Source organism: Sphingobacterium sp. lm-10, assembly GCF_023554555.1.
Classification (GTDB): Bacteria; Bacteroidota; Bacteroidia; order Sphingobacteriales; family Sphingobacteriaceae; genus Sphingobacterium.
Map to the genome: position 1 here is coordinate 854,505 of NZ_JAMJWC010000001.1, position 16,937 is coordinate 871,441.

The 16,937-nt window shown below is 42.6% G+C and carries 12 protein-coding genes; 5 read left to right on the plus strand and 7 right to left on the minus strand.

Annotated features, from left to right (window positions below; genetic code table 11):
- Window positions 1–53 precede the first annotated feature (53 nt).
- The 3 genes from M8998_RS03385 (at window position 54) to M8998_RS03395 (ending at window position 4,385) form a co-directional block, all read left to right on the plus strand.
- Window positions 54–941: a 1-aminocyclopropane-1-carboxylate deaminase/D-cysteine desulfhydrase gene (locus M8998_RS03385; protein WP_349665645.1), complete on the plus strand. Its 888-nt coding sequence runs from the start codon at window positions 54–56 to the stop codon at window positions 939–941.
- A 63-nt stretch (window positions 942–1,004) separates the two neighbouring features.
- Window positions 1,005–2,255: a BamA/TamA family outer membrane protein gene (locus M8998_RS03390; protein WP_249990622.1), complete on the plus strand. Its 1,251-nt coding sequence runs from the start codon at window positions 1,005–1,007 to the stop codon at window positions 2,253–2,255.
- A 33-nt stretch (window positions 2,256–2,288) separates the two neighbouring features.
- A complete protein-coding gene (locus tag M8998_RS03395) occupies window positions 2,289–4,385 on the plus strand; it encodes a TonB-dependent receptor family protein (RefSeq protein ID WP_249990623.1) in 2,097 nt (698 codons plus the stop codon).
- Here M8998_RS03395 and M8998_RS03400 read toward each other — a convergent pair.
- Window positions 4,382–5,587, minus strand: coding sequence for a class I SAM-dependent methyltransferase (locus tag M8998_RS03400; protein WP_249990624.1), 1,206 nt, complete (start codon window positions 5,585–5,587; stop codon window positions 4,382–4,384). The two genes, M8998_RS03395 and M8998_RS03400, sit on opposite strands and share 4 nt — an antisense overlap.
- Before the next feature lie 82 nt (window positions 5,588–5,669).
- Between M8998_RS03400 and M8998_RS03405 the strand changes: the two genes are divergently transcribed.
- Window positions 5,670–6,458: a Cof-type HAD-IIB family hydrolase gene (locus M8998_RS03405; RefSeq protein ID WP_249990625.1), complete on the plus strand. Its 789-nt coding sequence runs from the start codon at window positions 5,670–5,672 to the stop codon at window positions 6,456–6,458.
- 69 nt (window positions 6,459–6,527) lie between these two features.
- On the opposite strand, the gene M8998_RS03410 is transcribed toward M8998_RS03405, so the two are convergent.
- The 5 genes from M8998_RS03410 to M8998_RS03430 form a co-directional block, all read right to left on the minus strand.
- The gene (locus tag M8998_RS03410) at window positions 6,528–7,796 is read right to left on the minus strand and encodes a glucose-1-phosphate adenylyltransferase (protein ID WP_249990626.1); all 1,269 of its coding nucleotides are present in this window, start codon (window positions 7,794–7,796) and stop codon (window positions 6,528–6,530) included.
- Window positions 7,793–9,223: a glycogen synthase gene (locus tag M8998_RS03415; RefSeq protein WP_249990627.1), complete on the minus strand. Its 1,431-nt coding sequence runs from the start codon at window positions 9,221–9,223 to the stop codon at window positions 7,793–7,795. Before M8998_RS03415 ends, M8998_RS03410 begins: the two co-directional genes overlap by 4 nt.
- A gap of 1 nt (window position 9,224) precedes the next feature.
- Window positions 9,225–11,168, minus strand: coding sequence for a 1,4-alpha-glucan branching protein GlgB (glgB, locus tag M8998_RS03420; protein ID WP_249990629.1), 1,944 nt, complete (start codon window positions 11,166–11,168; stop codon window positions 9,225–9,227).
- A gap of 101 nt (window positions 11,169–11,269) precedes the next feature.
- A complete protein-coding gene (locus tag M8998_RS03425; protein WP_502957360.1) occupies window positions 11,270–13,714 on the minus strand; it encodes a glycoside hydrolase family 31 protein in 2,445 nt (814 codons plus the stop codon).
- 345 nt (window positions 13,715–14,059) lie between these two features.
- Window positions 14,060–14,833 carry an XRE family transcriptional regulator gene (locus tag M8998_RS03430; protein ID WP_249990632.1) on the minus strand — a complete coding sequence of 258 codons (774 nt, stop codon included), beginning with the start codon at window positions 14,831–14,833 and terminating at the stop codon, window positions 14,060–14,062.
- A 67-nt stretch (window positions 14,834–14,900) separates the two neighbouring features.
- Between M8998_RS03430 and M8998_RS03435 the strand changes: the two genes are divergently transcribed.
- The gene (locus M8998_RS03435) at window positions 14,901–15,269 is read left to right on the plus strand and encodes a GIY-YIG nuclease family protein (protein WP_249990633.1); all 369 of its coding nucleotides are present in this window, start codon (window positions 14,901–14,903) and stop codon (window positions 15,267–15,269) included.
- A gap of 47 nt (window positions 15,270–15,316) precedes the next feature.
- Here M8998_RS03435 and M8998_RS03440 read toward each other — a convergent pair whose 3' ends face one another.
- Complete coding sequence (locus tag M8998_RS03440; protein ID WP_249990634.1) at window positions 15,317–16,894, minus strand: calcineurin-like phosphoesterase C-terminal domain-containing protein; 1,578 nt, start codon at window positions 16,892–16,894, stop codon at window positions 15,317–15,319.
- Between the last annotated feature and the right edge of the window lie 43 nt (window positions 16,895–16,937).

Consider the following 16,937-nt stretch of genomic DNA (forward strand, 5'->3'; position numbering starts at 1 on the left):
AAGTACCTATTTTTTGAAAATATGAAGGATGTTGAAAGAAATAGTACCTTTGAATGATGTCTTTGGATTTCCGTTTCAGCAGCCCAGTGGAGGTACTTGATTTACCCATTCTTCGTGACCATAAGGTACATGTTTCTGTAAAGCGTGACGACTTGATCCATCCTTTTATCTCCGGAAATAAATGGAGAAAATTAAAATATATACTTACCCAAGCTCATGAAGGGCGAAAAAGTACCTTAGTTACATTTGGTGGTGCTTGGTCTAATCACCTTCTGGCCACGGCCTGTGCTGGTGCCAAATTTGGCTTCAAAACGCATGGTTTTGTTCGTGGAGAACCAGTGCAGAATCCTGTGTTGGCCATGTGTAGATTATACGGAATGGAGCTGCAATTCGTCGATCGCACGAGCTATCGCGATAAAAAAAAGCTTTTCAATGAAAACTTTCATGTGCGGGATGCTGTATATATCGGAGAAGGTGGATTTAGTAGCAGTGCCTTACAGGGGTGTGCAGAGATCGTGCAAGAATTACCACAGAAATATGATCATATTTTTGTAGCAAGTGGTACCGGCACTACTGTCGCCGGCTTGGCAGCCGGAGTGCTTCAAAAGAACCTGGCAACACGCGTACACAGTGTGCCCGTATTAAAAGGAGGCGATTTTTTGAAAAACGATGTGCAAACACTAGGGATAGATCCCGAAAAAATCACATTTCATACGGATTACCATTTTGGAGGATATGCTAAATACACCCCCGAATTATTGGCTTTCGTGAAAGACTTTGTACAACGAACTGGCATGATGATCGAACCCACATATACCGGAAAGGCATTTTACGCGTTGCTGGATCTCGTTCAACAGGATTACTTCGCACCAGACGATCACCTATTAATAGTACACACCGGCGGCCTGACGGGATTTTTGGGCATGTTTGAAAAATTTTAAATTGTTTTTTTAGTATCCATGTTCTATCGATTTTGCTTTTTAGCTGTCTTTTTGCTACTTTCTGTGTATACACATGCTCAATCCGACAGTCTATCCACTACTCGTGATACGGTATACACAATCAGTCGAACAGATACCATCCGGGGAGATCAGGATGCTTACGATATCGTAGATGCATATAGGAGCATATTTCCTCCTAAAGAAACTACGGATGTACCCAAACGCCGATCTGGGATTGCCTATCTACCTAACGTCAATTACAACCCCAGTATTGGTGCGCAAATCGGATTGAAAGTGGTGGGTGGTCATGTATTTGGAGATCGGGAGAATACGACCATGTCCACTTTTGCTACCGCATTATCCTATACCACGCGCGGAATTATCGTCGGATATTTCAACCATGATGTGTATACAAGAGAAAACAAATGGAATTTAAAAGGTAATATTAATATTGCCCGCATGGTCGGCTTGGACTATGGTTTGGGCATCGGCAGGCCGCTGGCTAATCCTACACCAGATGAATTGCTTTTGAATAACCCCGAGCGGAATCGCTTCACTTACAATTACAATGTATATAATTTCAGCGAGCGTTTGTACAAGAAACTCTTACCGGGCATGTTTGTCGGCGCTGGTGTGTTTTTTGAATTAAAGCGTGGCATTTCGGTAAATAATGACTCGGGTATATCTCCCAACAGGATTTACAGCGACTGGAATAATTTTGACGAGGAGCGAAACAACAATAACGGGATCATGCTGAATTTTCAGTATATGACACGTGACAATCCTAACAATGCCTACAAAGGAATCTATGCCGATATGGTCCTGCGATCGAACCAGAGATGGATGGGTAGTCAGCAAAGTGCCTATCAGTTGGTCACGGACTTCCGCAAATATTGGAACCTTTCTAAGCAGGAAACAAATCATGTATTGGCTTTTTGGAGCTTAGGATCGTTTAAACTAGGAAAGGAATTTCTCCCTTATCTGGACTTACCAGGAACAGGTAAAGATGCCTATGCACGAAGCGGACGTGGCTATACCTTAGGATATTTTAAAGGACTTTCCTTTTATTATTCCGAACTGGAATATCGGTTCCCTATTTTATCCAATAGATTTTTAAGCGGAGTCGTATTTGCCAATGTGCAGACAGCCAACGATCAGATGGGAACCAAATTATTCCGTTATTGGCAACCGGCCGGAGGTACTGGTTTGCGGGTATTGTTCAATAAAACGACACGCACCAATTTGTGTATTGATTACGCCTTTGGAAGGTTCGGACAGCGCGGATTTTTCCTGGGGTTGAATGAAGCTTTTTAACTACTAAATATCACTAACTACTCTATTAGGCTTATGCATTATTCGATAGTACCCTTTGGGCTTTTTGCTTTAACTTGTTGCTTTGCAAATCCGTTGTTTGCTCAAACGGAGCGAGATACTACGTTACAGCAGATTGCTCCGGTTAGCATACGTTCCTATTTTAGTAGTCAACCTTTCTTAGCACATACGTCTTCCGCCAAAGTGATCACACGGGATCTGCTTACTGCGCAAATGCCCGGCACGATCTTACCGGCCATCAACACCACACCGGGGGTACGCATGGAAGAACGCTCGCCAGGTAGCTATCGTTTGGCGCTTCGCGGAAGTATGCTTCGCTCACCATTTGGTGTACGAAATACGAAGATTTATTTGGACGAAATTCCGTTGACAGATGCCGGAGGCAATAGTTATCTGAATAGTTTAGATCCCGTCGGATTACAACAAATTACCATTATTAAAGGTCCTGATGGCTCGCTATTCGGCCCTAACTCCGGAGGCGTTGTTCGGATAACACCCTATGGATTAGATACTTTTGATCCCACAACGCAAGTATTACTTTCTGGCGGATCTTTCGGCACCTTCAACCAACAGTTGAGTCATCGTCAGCAAGTGGGCGATAATTATCAATTCTCATTCGACCAAGCCTTCATGCGATCCGACGGATACCGAGATCACACCGGTGCAAAGCGCATGTATTTACAAACAGCACATCAATGGCAATACAACCCTAAAGCGAGGCTGAAGCTATTGGCGATTTATTCTGATCTATCCTACAATACGCCGGGTGGACTCACACAAGCGCAATTCGAGGAGAATCCACGGCAGGCAAGACCTGCTACCTCCACTATGCCGGGGGCTGAAGACCAACAGGCTACCATCTACAACAAAACGTTGATATCTGGACTTGTGCATGAATACAAGTTCAATGATCGATGGATGCACAGCGCCAGCGTATTTGGTAGCTTCACCGATTTCAAAAATCCCTTCATCACGAACTATGAACATCGGGATGAGAAAAATGCAGGATTTCGTACTTATTTTTCTTACACACCACAGCAGAATGAATGGGTCAGTTGGCAAATGCAGTTAGGTATGGAAGCACAAGCTGGCTGGTATGAAATCGAGAACTTTGATAATCTCGGTGGTGTAAAAGGTGATCCCCAAAGCTTCGACAACCTGAGAAATGGCCAGCATTTCTATTTTTATCGGGCTGCAGCTACTTTCCGGGAGAAATTGACTGCTGAAGCGTCTATCGGATTGAATTACAATGACATTCGTTTTACGCAATTGTACCCAGAAATTGCCAATAACCGTGGCGACATCAATTTTGGTGCAACCTGGATGCCGAGGTTGGCACTCTCCTACTTATTGACCCCTCAACTCGCCTTACGTACGTCTTTATCAAAAGGTTATTCTCCGCCAACTATAGCAGAGGTACGTTCGTCAGATAATAGGATCAATGTGGATCTACAGCCAGAAGGAGGTTATAATTACGAAATCGGCGTTCGTGGAGAAACAAAGAACAGACGATGGCTATTGGATCTCAGCGCTTACCGATACAACTTAGAAGAGGGAATTGTGCGTCAATTGCGGGAGAATGGTGCAGATTTTTTTGTCAATGCAGGCAGCATCAATCAGCGTGGCCTGGAGCTCTTATTGATGGGGCAAATCATCACACCCCGCCCGACAGGCTTTATCCGAGGGCTAAATGTATCTGCTGCGCTCACATATCAGGATTATAAATTCCGAGCTTATACCGTGCTAGAAGGTGGGCAGAATGTAGATCATAGTGGCAATAAGGTTACCTCCATCCCAACTTGGATGTCGGTCAATACACTTCATGTACAATTACCTTACCGCACGGGAATCTATTTGATGCATAACCACACCTCTTCTATCCCGTTAAATGATGCGAATACCGCATTTGCAGATGGATACAATTTGTTACAAGCTAAAGCACATTGGCAAATTCCTATCCGTGCGGATTGGCAAATACAGGTATTTGTTGGTGGAGATAACCTGCTGAATCAGGTTTACAGCCTGGGTAATGATATTAATGCCTTCGGCGGAAGATATTTCAATCCAGCACCAACAAGAAACTACTATGGAGGCCTTAGTGCAAGCTTCTAATCATCCAAAAGGGCCGCTTCTTTAAGTAAACGTTCTAGGTAGTGAGATTCGAGACCAAAGTACATTTTCATGCTATTTAATTTGGTCTGGATTTCTTTCTGTCTTTCTGGATTAATCTTTTTGCGCAGTCCAATGATAAGCACATTTTTTGGCGTGTGTGCATCCGATACAAATTCAACCACCTTCGTTTGGTAGCCGTAGTACTCTAATAAAAGTGCCCGGATGCTATCCGTTAGCATTTCTGCATGTCGCTCCATAAAGATACCATGCCGCGTCATAAAGTTGAGCTCATTTTTAGCTTTATGATGCTCCAATTCACGACGTACCTGTTTGTGGCAACAAGGTGCTACGACGATCAAATCGGCCTGATGCTGAATACCTTTAAAAATGGCATCATCAGTGGCTGTATCACAGGCATGTAGTGCAATCAGCACATCCATCGGTACAGCGGGTTGATAAGCTTCGATCGTACCTTCTACAAATCGCAAACCGGATAATGCTGCCTTCGACGCGATAGCATTACAAAGATCTACTAAATCCTTTCTAAACTCCACACCTACTGTTTCTACCATTTTATTGGACTGCTGGCTCAGGTAATCATGCAAAGCAAAGGTCAGGTAACCTTTTCCCGCTCCCATATCGACAATACGTAACCCATCCTTCTGGGGCAATTCGGCCAAAGTGCTGCTTAAGATTTCGATATAATGATTAATCTGTTTCCATTTATCCTGCGCATTCTTGTATACCTTACCATCGGCATCTGTCAGTCGTAATTCATGTAAGTACGGGCTTTTGGTGTCCGTAATCTTACGCTCTTTTTGTTTGTTATGTTCCAGATTGGGCACACAGCAGTTTGCCACTGGTTCTTGACGATAACTCCAGCCTTTCTTAGGATGTAGCTGGAAGAAGATATTTTCTTGCTGTAGAAATAAGCTAACAGAATGAAAGTCTTCGGCTTCACAGAAAGAAATTACCATCTCTTCAGCCAGAAGTAAATCATAGTTTTTAACGGTGTCTCTTCGGGCATACCGGTAGGTGAAAGATAACTGATAGGTGTTTTTTATGCGTACCGGTTTCAGATAAATATTTTTCAGATCTGCCTCTTCTCCTTTATAGCTTCCCAGAGTAGCTTTGACTAATTCCGTTGATCCGATATATTTTTTCAACAGTTGTAAAACGTCCGACTTGTCTATGAATTTCATACATGGCAAAGTTACTAATTAATTATAAGGCCTCAGTAGACGAACGCGTAGGATATCACCGCAATAAATTCTATGTTTGTACATGCAGTTTCCTACTATAAAAGCAGTTTTTTTTGATGTAGACGGTACCTTGATCAGTTTTAATACACATACGGTTCCGCAGTCTACGCTAGATGCTATCCAGCAACTAAAAGAAAAAGGGATCAAAGTGATTCTCTCTACAGGCAGATCGATCAATAACCTGGATCATATTCAACACTTGGGATTTAATGGATACAGCACCTTTAATGGTGGATATTGTGTATCCGAAGATGGTGCTATTTTGCACCGTGCTACGATGGATCCTACCGATATCGAACGGCTTATTGCCTACAGCAAAGAAACGCCGATCAGCTTCTCTCTTATGTCTGAAAAGGAGGTAACTATACATCATATTACTCCTGAAATCGATGGAATGTACGAGAAAGTCAATCTACCAACCCCACCGCTAGTAAATTTTGAGACATTGGATACCGGCAGTATTCTACAGGTAAACGTTTTCATACATCCGGAGCTGGAGGATGAATTCATGGCTAATGTTATGCCTAATTCTGTAGCGACACGCTGGATAGCCACTTTTGCAGATGTAAACCCGAGTGGGCAGAGCAAAAAGATAGGGATTGAAAAATTCTGCCAGTATTTTGGATTTGATGTGTCCGAAACCATGGCTTTCGGAGATGGTGGGAATGATATTGAAATGTTGAAATATGCCGGTCTAGGTGTAGCTATGGGAAATGCCAACACTGCTGTGAAGGAAAGCGCCGATTACGTCACTGATCACGTGGATGAGGATGGCATATGGAATGCATTAGCGCACTTTCGGGTAATCTAATGTGTTTAGAATATGCCTTTTAAGTATTTCCCCATTGACCACATTCGGCCAACGGGGAAATAAAGCGCTCTATCCGATGGTAAATCCATTTTCAATAATAACGCCTTTTTTGATGATGACGATTCCATCTACAATGGAATATTTATCAAAATCACCATCGGCTAGCTTACCGCCACCTTTTATGCGTACATCGTTGCCAATCCGACAGTTTTTATCGAGGATCGCATTTTCTATATAACAACGTTCACCGACGCCTATTGGAGGCGGCTCCTGTGTATGATAAAGTTCAATCAGATCATCTAATTTCTCGTAATAATCTGCTCCCATCATATAAGTACTTCGGATCACCGTACCAATCCCGATTCGAGAACGAATACCGATTACGGAGCGGCTGATCTTGTCTGCATGCACAATACAGCCATCAGCTACAATGCTATTATCTACCGTCGTTCCGCCAAACTTAGAAGGGGGAAGCATACGTGCTCGCGTGAATACAGGATTGTCAAACAGGTTGAATTTCGGGATATCGTCGGTCAAACCAATATTCGCCTCGAAGAATGAGCTGATCGTTCCAATATCTGTCCAATAATCTTCGAACTGGTAGCTCATGACACGATTTACACCGATGGCATCCGGAATGATGTGCTTGCCGAAATCCATCCCCGGGTTTTCCTCCAACAACTGCTTCAAAACTCCTTTCGAGAAAACATATATACCCATAGAAGCCAGGTATTTACGACCTTCTTTCTCCAGGTGTTCTGGAACGTCAGAATTCCAGTCGACTAAAAGATCGCTAGTTGGCTTTTCAATGAAAGATTCAATTTCATTTTTCTCATTAGCTTTCAAGATGCCAAAACCAGTCGCGTCGTTGGCTGTCACTGGAATAGTAGCCAAGGTGATTTCGGCTTCCGATTCTACGTGGAAGTCGATCAATTTGGAATAGTCCATTTGGTATAATTGATCTCCTGATAGCACCAGAATATAATCATAATCAACACCAATCAGATTTTTTTGAGTACGTCGTACGGCATCAGCTGTTCCTTCAAACCAACGATCTCCTTCATTTGTTTGTTCCGCAGCAAGGATATCTACAAAACCGGTACTAAATACGCTGAAATTGAAGGTATTCTTAATATGCTTGTTGAGGGATGCTGAATTGTATTGCGTTAATACAAAAATTTTGTTGTAGCCCGAACTTAAGCAATTGGAAATAGGGATATCGACCAGGCGATATTTTCCAGCTATCGGAACCGCTGGTTTAGAACGTTGATCTGTCAATGGATAGAGGCGCGTACCACGACCTCCACCTAACACGATGGAAACTACTTTATGCATCATAATATTTGTTCAACTAAACGGTTGTATAATTTTTCATATTTAATAGCTGACTGCTCCCAGGAGTAATCTAATTTCATCATTCTTTTGCGAATCTGATCCACCCTTTTTTTATCGGTAATCATATGCAGTGCACGGATAACAGCGGCGGCAGCGTCAACAGCATCAGGTTCTTCAAATACGAAGCCATACCCGCCTTCATTTTCTACATCCAACACGGTATCGCGCAAGCCTCCGATACCACGTACAATAGGTATCGTACCATATTTCATGGCATAAAGCTGGTTCAATCCGCAAGGCTCTACTCGGGATGGCATGAGCAGTAGATCTGCCGACGCATACACCCGATGAGCTAACTCCTCATTATAACCGAAGAAGGTAGCCAAACGTCCTTCATAACGCGCTTTGCGAGCTTCCAGTTGTTGACTAATTTCTTCATCACCAGATCCTAATATAAAAACACAAAATTCCTCATTCGTGTTTGCAAATATTTCATCAATAATTTCCGGTAGCAGATCTGCCCCTTTTTCACTTGCAAAACGTCCTACAAATGCGATTAAGGGTTTGGAGAAATCCATTCCGTACGCTTTTCCCAACGATTTTTTATTGGTGTTCTTACCAGAACGTACGGTACTTACCGTATAGTTTTTTTCTATACTTGGATCGGTTTCTGGATTCCAAAAAGCTTCATCAATACCGTTGACAATACCCTCTGCTTTGCCAGACTCCATTTTAAAGAGATTTTGTAAACCATTAGCTTCCGCATATAACTCCAGTAAGTAGCCCTCAGAAACGGTAGTGTATGCTGTGCAGCATTTGATGGCTGCTGCAAGTGGATTAATCAGTCCATCCCAATCCAACAAACCCCATTTCCAGGAGTCAAAAGCAGGGAGCAAAGCACCTTTATCCCAGGTCATCCAACCTTGATACTGCCCGTTGTGAACGGTGAAAACGGTCTTAATAATAGAAAGCCGCTCACTATATGCTGTACTATATTGCAGTAAAAATGGTACGAGCCCAACATGATGATCATGACAGTGGACAACGTCTGGTAGAACCTCCTGATTATGCAGATAATCTAAAAATGCGTGCTGGAAAGCAATCCATTGCTCTGCCTCATCAGGATAGCAATATACTTCTGGTCTATCTAGCTTCCCAGGAATATGAATAAAATACAAAGGAAAACCCAAGCTATCACCCTGTTCTTTGAGCACCTCATAATCAAACCGCTCTCCTCCTTGCTCTATCGAGCCGCTACCAACAGAAATGGTTTCATGATTTTGGAGGAAAGGTCGGTCAAACCAAGGCATCACCACAGATGCATCGATCCCCATGCTGCACTGATATTTTGGAAGAGCCCCAACCACATCGGCCAGCCCTCCTACTTTTGCCACAGGAAAGCACTCTACACTTAAATGGATAACTTTCATTTTACTTCTTTATACTTTTCTTTTTAATCTTCTTAACCGCTGCTTGCTTATAGACGATACCTGCCAATGGCGGTAAATCGATGGCAATGGAATCGTCTCGGTGCATCCAATGAATTTTCTCGGAGACAGCTTCTTTCGCTGTGATGCCACTACCATAATATGCGGAGTCATCTGAATTGAAAATAGGTTGCCATATGCCTTCGCAAGGTACTCCAACACGGAATTGCTCTCTCACCACGGGGGTTAAGTTTAAGACAACCAACAGATCATTCTCCCGATCGTGACCTCTACGGCAATAGACGAATACACTTTGTTCCCGATCGCCCATTTCTATCCACTCAAAACCTTCTGGACTAAATGCTTTTTCATACAGAGCTGGTTCACTTCGGTAAAGTTTATTTAGTGAAGCTACCAGCTTTTTAATGCCTTGATGAGGTGTATAATCCAATAAATGCCAATCTAATGACTGATCCACGTTCCATTCGGATGTTTGTCCAAATTCTCCCCCCATGAACAGTAATTTTGTCCCCATAAAGGTGAACATATACAAGTAGAGGGCACGTAAATTGGCTATGCGCTGCCAATCATCACCTGGCATTTTGTACAACATAGATTTCTTGCCGTACACCACTTCATCGTGCGAAAAAGGAAGCATAAAGTTTTCATGAAAACCATATACGGTAGCGAACGTCAGTTTATCGTGCACATATTTTCGGTTGATCGGATCTTCTTTGAAGTAATTAAGGGTGTCGTGCATCCATCCCATCATCCACTTCATTCCGAAGCCCAAGCCACCTTGATAAATCGGGCGGCTGACACCAGGCCAAGAAGTGGATTCTTCTGCAATGGTCTGCACATCTGGAAAGTGGGTGTATACAGCAGCATTGAACTCCTTCAGAAAGGCCACTGCTTCTAGATTTTCATTTCCACCGTGTTCATTAGTTTCCCATTCTCCGTGATTGCGTGAATAGTCCAGATAGAGCATGGAAGCTACTGCGTCTACCCGCAGGCCGTCCACATGGTATCGATCTAGCCAAAATAAAGCATTACTAATCAGGAATGACTTGATTTCATTTCTACCGTAGTTGAAGATATAAGATTTCCAGTCGGGATGATATCCTTTTCGAGGATCAGCATGCTCAAAAAGATGTGTACCATCAAATCGGTACAAACCATGTGCATCTCCGGGAAAATGCGATGGTACCCAATCCAAAATCACGCCGATATTCGCCTGATGTAATTCTTCTATGAGGTACATCAAATCCTGCGGAGTGCCGTACCGCGAGGAGGCGGCAAAGTAGCTGGTAATCTGGTAACCCCATGAGGGGTAAAACGGATGCTCCATAATGGGCATGAACTCCACGTGTGTAAAGCCCATTTCCTGAATGTAGGGCACAAGACGATCCGCAATTTCCCGATAATTTAGAAATCGATCCGGATCATTGGCATCGCGCATCCACGAGCCTACATGCATTTCATATACTGAATTGGGGCGATCTAAGGCATTTCTTTCATATCGTTGTCCCATCCACTCTGCATCTTTCCAAGTATACCAAGTGGTATCTACAATAGATGCTGTACGTGGTGGGAGCTCTGTACGGATTGCAAAGGGATCTGCTTTTTCCAGCACTTCGCCAGATGCTGTACCGATATGGTATTTATAAGTCGTACCATTTTCCAATCCAGGAATAAAGCCTTCCCAAATTCCACTTTCGTCCCACCGTACAAACAAAGCATGGGACGATGAATTCCAGCCGTTAAAATTTCCAATAACAGACAAATAATTTGCATTGGGAGCCCACACAGCAAAATATACACCGGTTACGCCATTCACTTCCGCTGTGCGTGAACCCAATTTTTCGTATAGTTTATAGTGTTTTCCGGATCGGAACAATGTAATATCATAGTCGGTGAACATTGTATAGGCCACCACAGGCTCTCCCATATTGCAATAAAATTATTTTATAAGTGTAAAATATTTTCGCAGGATGCCATTTTGGCACAGTCCTCCTACACTTTGATCAACATCCTAAAGTGGTGTTTGTTCTACTTCTGATAAACTATTTTCTTAAAGCCAGGATCGATCAGCACATAAGATCCATCCTCGTCTTTTTCAACTATCGCTTGTACGCCATCCACTTTCATGCTCCCTATTTCTGATGGCAGGCCGATTAGGTAAATTTTGTATTGAGAGTGAAAAGCGGTGTAATGGCCTTCGACCAATTGAGAAATCTTCAGCGAGTCCGATGACCCTTCCACTATAAAATGCTTCCACGAATATTCCTTATTTTCGTATCCGAATGTGTCGCCCTGATCGTCGTATAGATACGAGTCGTAACGGCCTTCCGCGAAGAACAAACGCATTGTTAACGTTTGTATTTTCATTTCCGAGGTATACTGCATTACCGGATATTCCGGAATAATGCTGCCTCCACGAACAAAGATTGGCATTTCATCTAACGGCGTATCAATCTGATGTTCTTCACCACCTTCAAAAGCGGTATTGTCAAAATAATAATACCATTTGCCAGCCGGTAGATATACTGTTTTGTTATTTTGTCCTGGATTGAGTACAGGAGAAACCAAGATATGATCTCCGAATGTAAACTCTTCTTCTCGGCGCAAATTTTTAGGAATGTGCTGCTCAAGCATCGCAATCGGACGCAAGATCGGATCGCCATATTTGTGCTGTTGCCAAAAGGCAGTGTATATATAGGGTAATAGTTGATAGCGGAGTTCAATGAATTTCTTACAGATAGCTTCCCATTCCGGACCGAAACTCCATGGCTCGCGATCACGCGTATCTCCGGCTGAATGGACGCGCATAAAGGGTGAAAATACCCCGAACTGCATCCATCGAGTATATAATTCTCCGTCTGGATTACCTGTAAAACCACCGATATCTGTTCCGCAGAATGAAAGTCCAGATACGGAAAGCCGTTGCAACTGCAACAAACCGATTCGCAGATGTTCCCAAGTCGCAATATTATCTCCCGTCCAGACCGATGAATAGCGCTGCACGCCAGAATAAGCCGCGCGAGTAATCGTGAATGGTCTTTTGTTGCGATAGAGCTTTTTCAACCCATCGTAGGTAGCACGCACCATCTGCATTCCGTAAATATTGTGTGCCTTACGGTGTGATCCACGATGACCATCGAACTGATGCCGCACATCATCCGGAAAAGTTCCCCTGCCAAAGACGGCAGGTTCGTTCATATCATTCCAGAAGCCTGCAACACCATCTTCTACCAGACCTTTGTAGAGACCGCCCCACCATTCACGCACTTCCGGGTTTGTATAATCTGGAAACTGGCAGCGACCAGGCCACACAAAACCTTCCATAAAATAATCATCTCCTCGACGACAGAAATAATTATTAGCCTGCCCTTCCTGAAAGACCCAATAATTTTCATCCACCTTAATCCCGGGATCTATCATGACTACCGTTTTAAATCCGTCGGCCGCTAAATCGGCAATCATCTTACGTGGATCAGGAAAATACTTTGTATTCCAAGTGAAACAGCGATACCCATCCATATAGTCGATATCCAGGTAAATGGCATCACATGGAATCTGCCTTTTACGGAACTCTGTCGCCACATCGCGCACCATCTTCTCCGGATAATAACTCCAACGGCATTGGTGGTATCCTATTGCCCACAGCGGAGGTAGATAATGCGTTCCGGTTAATTGATGGTATCGGCGCACCACATCCATCATCTGCGGACCTTGAATATAATAGTATTGTAGCTCCCCACCTTCTGACCAAAAACTGGTCTGATCGGCTTGTTCGGCCGCGAAATCGAAATAGGTTTTAAATGTATTGTCGAAGAAGATACCGTAAGACTGCCCAGCGGTTACGCCCAGATAAAAGGGTATTGTTTTATAAAGTGGGTCTTGATTAAATGCATAGGAATAGGTGTCAGAATTCCAGTTTTTAACGCGATGGCCGCGTAGATTGAGATTGGAAGCCTTATCGCCCAGACCAAAAAACACTTCGTCTTGCTCCGCTGATTTAGTACAATACACATAGTATCCTCCAAAATCTACGTTTTCTTCCCAGTGCATTGCCTTGGCATCTTGGTTGATGATCTTACCATCTGCATCTCCAAAAGAGATATGGAAATCAGCCTTTCGGATAATACAGCAAGTTCTAGCCGTGGTGATTTGATAAGCTTCGGGATGATCTTCTATTGCATACGAAGTTGGGCCATAGGAGGTCGTGTCTATCGCATATGAAAAATCAGCTAAGAAAACACCTTCCGGAGCTAAACGCACCCGTATTATTTCGTCAGAGAAAATCTTGACCTCTACTTTCGCCTTCCCATCTGTAAAATAAAAGGAATGTCCTTCTTTGGTATAGCCTGTTACCAGACCCAGATATTTTTTTTCGATTTTTGGGAGATCAAGCACCGGGTTGTTGACGTGATGAATTTCGTCTTGTAATTCAACTGGGCCTGTCTCTTCAAATTTATCGTCTTTAGACGTCATGTCTGCCATAGTTTAACGTTGCAAATTTTCGAATTACTGCTTTAAATTACGACTTATTTATAAAAATGACACTATAGAACCCGATACAAATAGAAAAAGTTACCGCAGTTGATATTCCGGTGAATTTTAACCGAAAAATACATGCTGTTTACCGATATACAAAGTGCATTAGCCTATTGCTTATAGATGATCGCTGCCAAAAACAATAGGTTTATGTAAATAATTAAAATTATTAATCAAACCCCTATTCTTATGCACGTATTAGCTCACCACCTTACCCAAATGATTGCAGATTATGCTGATGCTATTGCATTCTTCTTTATCGGAAACTAAATCGGCAAGCTGCTATTTCTTATCTGCCACGGCATTGATGGTTTTCTGCATTTGTGCCATCATAGAACTTAAGGCTTCTAGTGAAGGCTCTGGATTTGGTTCTGGCAGTTCCATACTGATAAATGCTTTTGCTTTCCAGACTTCTAAAACGTCTGCAGATTCTACCCAATACGGTTCATAGGACTTATTATCCGACACCAGTCGCAAACCCTTATCTTCTTTGAACTTTTGTCCGATCCGTTTGTAGACAATCCCATCTGATTTAGAAACGATTACATAAGTTTGCCCGACTTTAATATCGGACCAGTTTTCTACATATTCCGCAATAATAATGCTGCCTGTTGGTAAAGGTAACATGGAATCTCCCTTTATCTCAAATGCGCGATAGGTGCCTTGATTGAACATGGGTAATGAAAATCGGGGTAGCTCCCGTACATATTCCGGATCGCCGTACCCATTCATGTATCCCGCGCTTGCTTTTACCGGAACCAGTTCTATATTTTCGTTCTGATCCTGATCTACCGTGATGCTCAGAACACGTAAATTGGAAGCATGGCCACGTGCGGCAGGCCTCCACTTCTCGTCAATGACCTGATCAATTAATTCATCCATCGTAAGCTCAAAGAAGTCGGCTATTTTTTTTAGCAATTCATACTTAGGCTCTGCGCGATCTTCCTCATATGCTCCTACTGAAGCTCTTTTGATCGTTAATGCATCGGCAAACTGCTGCTGAGTAAGGCCTTTCTTCTTGCGGAGGTATTTTAGATTAGAAGATATATTAGACATTTTTCTTAGTAAATTTTTGAAAGACTAAATTTATTAGTAATATTGTGCCAATAAAATTAGTAATAATATGATGGACTACCAAATCGGCACACATCTATTATCAAACAAAAACGGCGATATGTATAAAATAGTGATCCTCACGGATAGCAACAGAAGATATTTGGAAGTATTGATTACGAACAACCTTTCGGATGTGTTACAACATATGAGTGTTTTGCAGCAAACACAAATGAATATCACGACGCAATTAACACGAGTGGTATATGAAGAAACTTATGCGACGGAGAATTGTGCTATGGATCGTTTGAAGGAGCTATACGCCTATACACGCATGCAAAGGGAGCGTTTAGTGAGACGCCAAAACCCAAACTGGTTGAACTTGCATCCGGTAAAGCCTATGTGTTCTATGTATAACTCCACGCACTATGCAAGCTAGTAACGTGGAGTTGGATTTGCGATGAAGATATTGGAGATCGCTAGGCCTTAGTGTGTAATTTCTACAGATTTGGTGGCACGATGCTCCTGACCAAACATATCGACAGCACGTACCTCTATTTGATGCATACCTACCGATAATTTAGGATATCTTACTTTCCAGAGATGTGTAGAAGGAACGGCATCTGACGGGCGGCGGCCTTCTTTTATAGTTTCTTTTGCATGATCATACTTTAGTGTTTCAAAAGCATAATCTGGATCAGCTTCTTCAGCATATTCCATGTCTTTCCATTGACCACCGTCTACGCGATATTGTACCGTATCCTTTTCTGTACCTACAAAGAAATTAGCATACAAATTGTGTCGCCTTACATATTTCTCTGACATGATTTCCGCACCAGTTAACGAAATTTGATATTCTTTCGGTTTGCCGGCAACTTTGTAATCAAACGCGTAGGTGTTATCGTCAATATGCAAGGTTACGTATCCTTTTGGCGTACCATCGCGCATAGTAGAAACGGGTACTCCCTGTTCATTCATTTCTCCCGAATACCAATCGCCCGACGTTGTGCCCACATTGTACTCATGATGAGGCTTTTCTCTATTCCACCCATCCTCTTTGTTAAAATAGACCTGTGTTTGGAAATGCGTGTGTGCAGAAAGTGAAAGCGTATTCGGAAATGGAGCTAATAAATCCATTAATCGCTGGCGATCTGCTGATCGGAAATGTGAAGATGATTTATCATTCAAAAACAGTGGAATATGATAGGCGATCACAATCAATTTTTCTTTGGGTACCAATTTCAGATCATTAGCCAAAAAAGTCAATTGATCTTCCCGAAAGCCGCCTGTATAACCTTTACCCGTTTCTGGGTTAGGGTAAATAATATTATCCAGAATGATGAAGTGCGCATTTCCATAATTAAACGAGAAATTGGCTGGTCCGAAATTCTTCTCAAAAGTCTCGTCGGACAGAGAGTCTACTGTCACATCATAATTCATGTCGTGGTTACCCATTACATTGAACCAGGGTAAGTTTAACGCAGCTACCGCAGATTGATAATCGGGATGCAAACTCAGGTCATCTCCCACTAGATCCCCTAAACTTAAACCAAACGCGATGTGGTCTTTTGCTTTAATATCTTGTATAATTCCTTGCTTAAAATAAGCCACTTCCTCTTCGGTATAGGTTTGAGGATCGCCAAATACAAATAGGTTGAATCGCTTAGACTCATCCTGCTGGTGTAGTGCAAAATCAAGCGACTTGGGAAGCTTTCCGGTTGGAGAAGAACCCGCATACTTCAACGCTTCTGGTGAGCCCTTTGGCTTATGTATATAGTAAAATTGGTGCAGATTATTGCTGTCCAGCGGAAAAGTATATCCACTAGGTTTGATCACAAAGATAACATTGTCATCACCTACAGGCAACGTATACTCTCCATTGCTATTGGTAGTTACCACCTCCTGGCCGTTGCTTACGGCAACGTTTGGCAATCGGATTTCTCCTTTATCGATCTTACCATTATGATTCTTATCATCGTATACCACGCCCGATATATTATCTTGTGCAAACGCAGTTAATGATAGGCATAATCCAACACTCAGAAGCAGATTAGAAATAGTCATTTTGAAATAGATTGTTTGTCTGCAAAATTAACAGTTACACGAT

Coding starts and splice junctions, on each gene's coding strand:
- M8998_RS03385 (WP_349665645.1), top strand. CDS start 54: ATGATGTCTTTGGATTTCCGTTTCAGCAGCCCAGTGGAGGTACTTGAT.
- M8998_RS03395 (WP_249990623.1), top strand. CDS start 2,289: ATGCATTATTCGATAGTACCCTTTGGGCTTTTTGCTTTAACTTGTTGC.
- M8998_RS03400 (WP_249990624.1), bottom strand. CDS start 5,587: ATGAAATTCATAGACAAGTCGGACGTTTTACAACTGTTGAAAAAATAT.
- M8998_RS03405 (WP_249990625.1), top strand. CDS start 5,670: ATGCAGTTTCCTACTATAAAAGCAGTTTTTTTTGATGTAGACGGTACC.
- M8998_RS03410 (WP_249990626.1), bottom strand. CDS start 7,796: ATGATGCATAAAGTAGTTTCCATCGTGTTAGGTGGAGGTCGTGGTACG.
- M8998_RS03415 (WP_249990627.1), bottom strand. CDS start 9,223: ATGAAAGTTATCCATTTAAGTGTAGAGTGCTTTCCTGTGGCAAAAGTA.
- glgB (WP_249990629.1), bottom strand. CDS start 11,168: ATGGGAGAGCCTGTGGTGGCCTATACAATGTTCACCGACTATGATATT.
- M8998_RS03425 (WP_502957360.1), bottom strand. CDS start 13,714: ATGACGTCTAAAGACGATAAATTTGAAGAGACAGGCCCAGTTGAATTA.
- M8998_RS03430 (WP_249990632.1), bottom strand. CDS start 14,833: ATGTCTAATATATCTTCTAATCTAAAATACCTCCGCAAGAAGAAAGGC.
- M8998_RS03435 (WP_249990633.1), top strand. CDS start 14,901: ATGATGGACTACCAAATCGGCACACATCTATTATCAAACAAAAACGGC.
- M8998_RS03440 (WP_249990634.1), bottom strand. CDS start 16,894: ATGACTATTTCTAATCTGCTTCTGAGTGTTGGATTATGCCTATCATTA.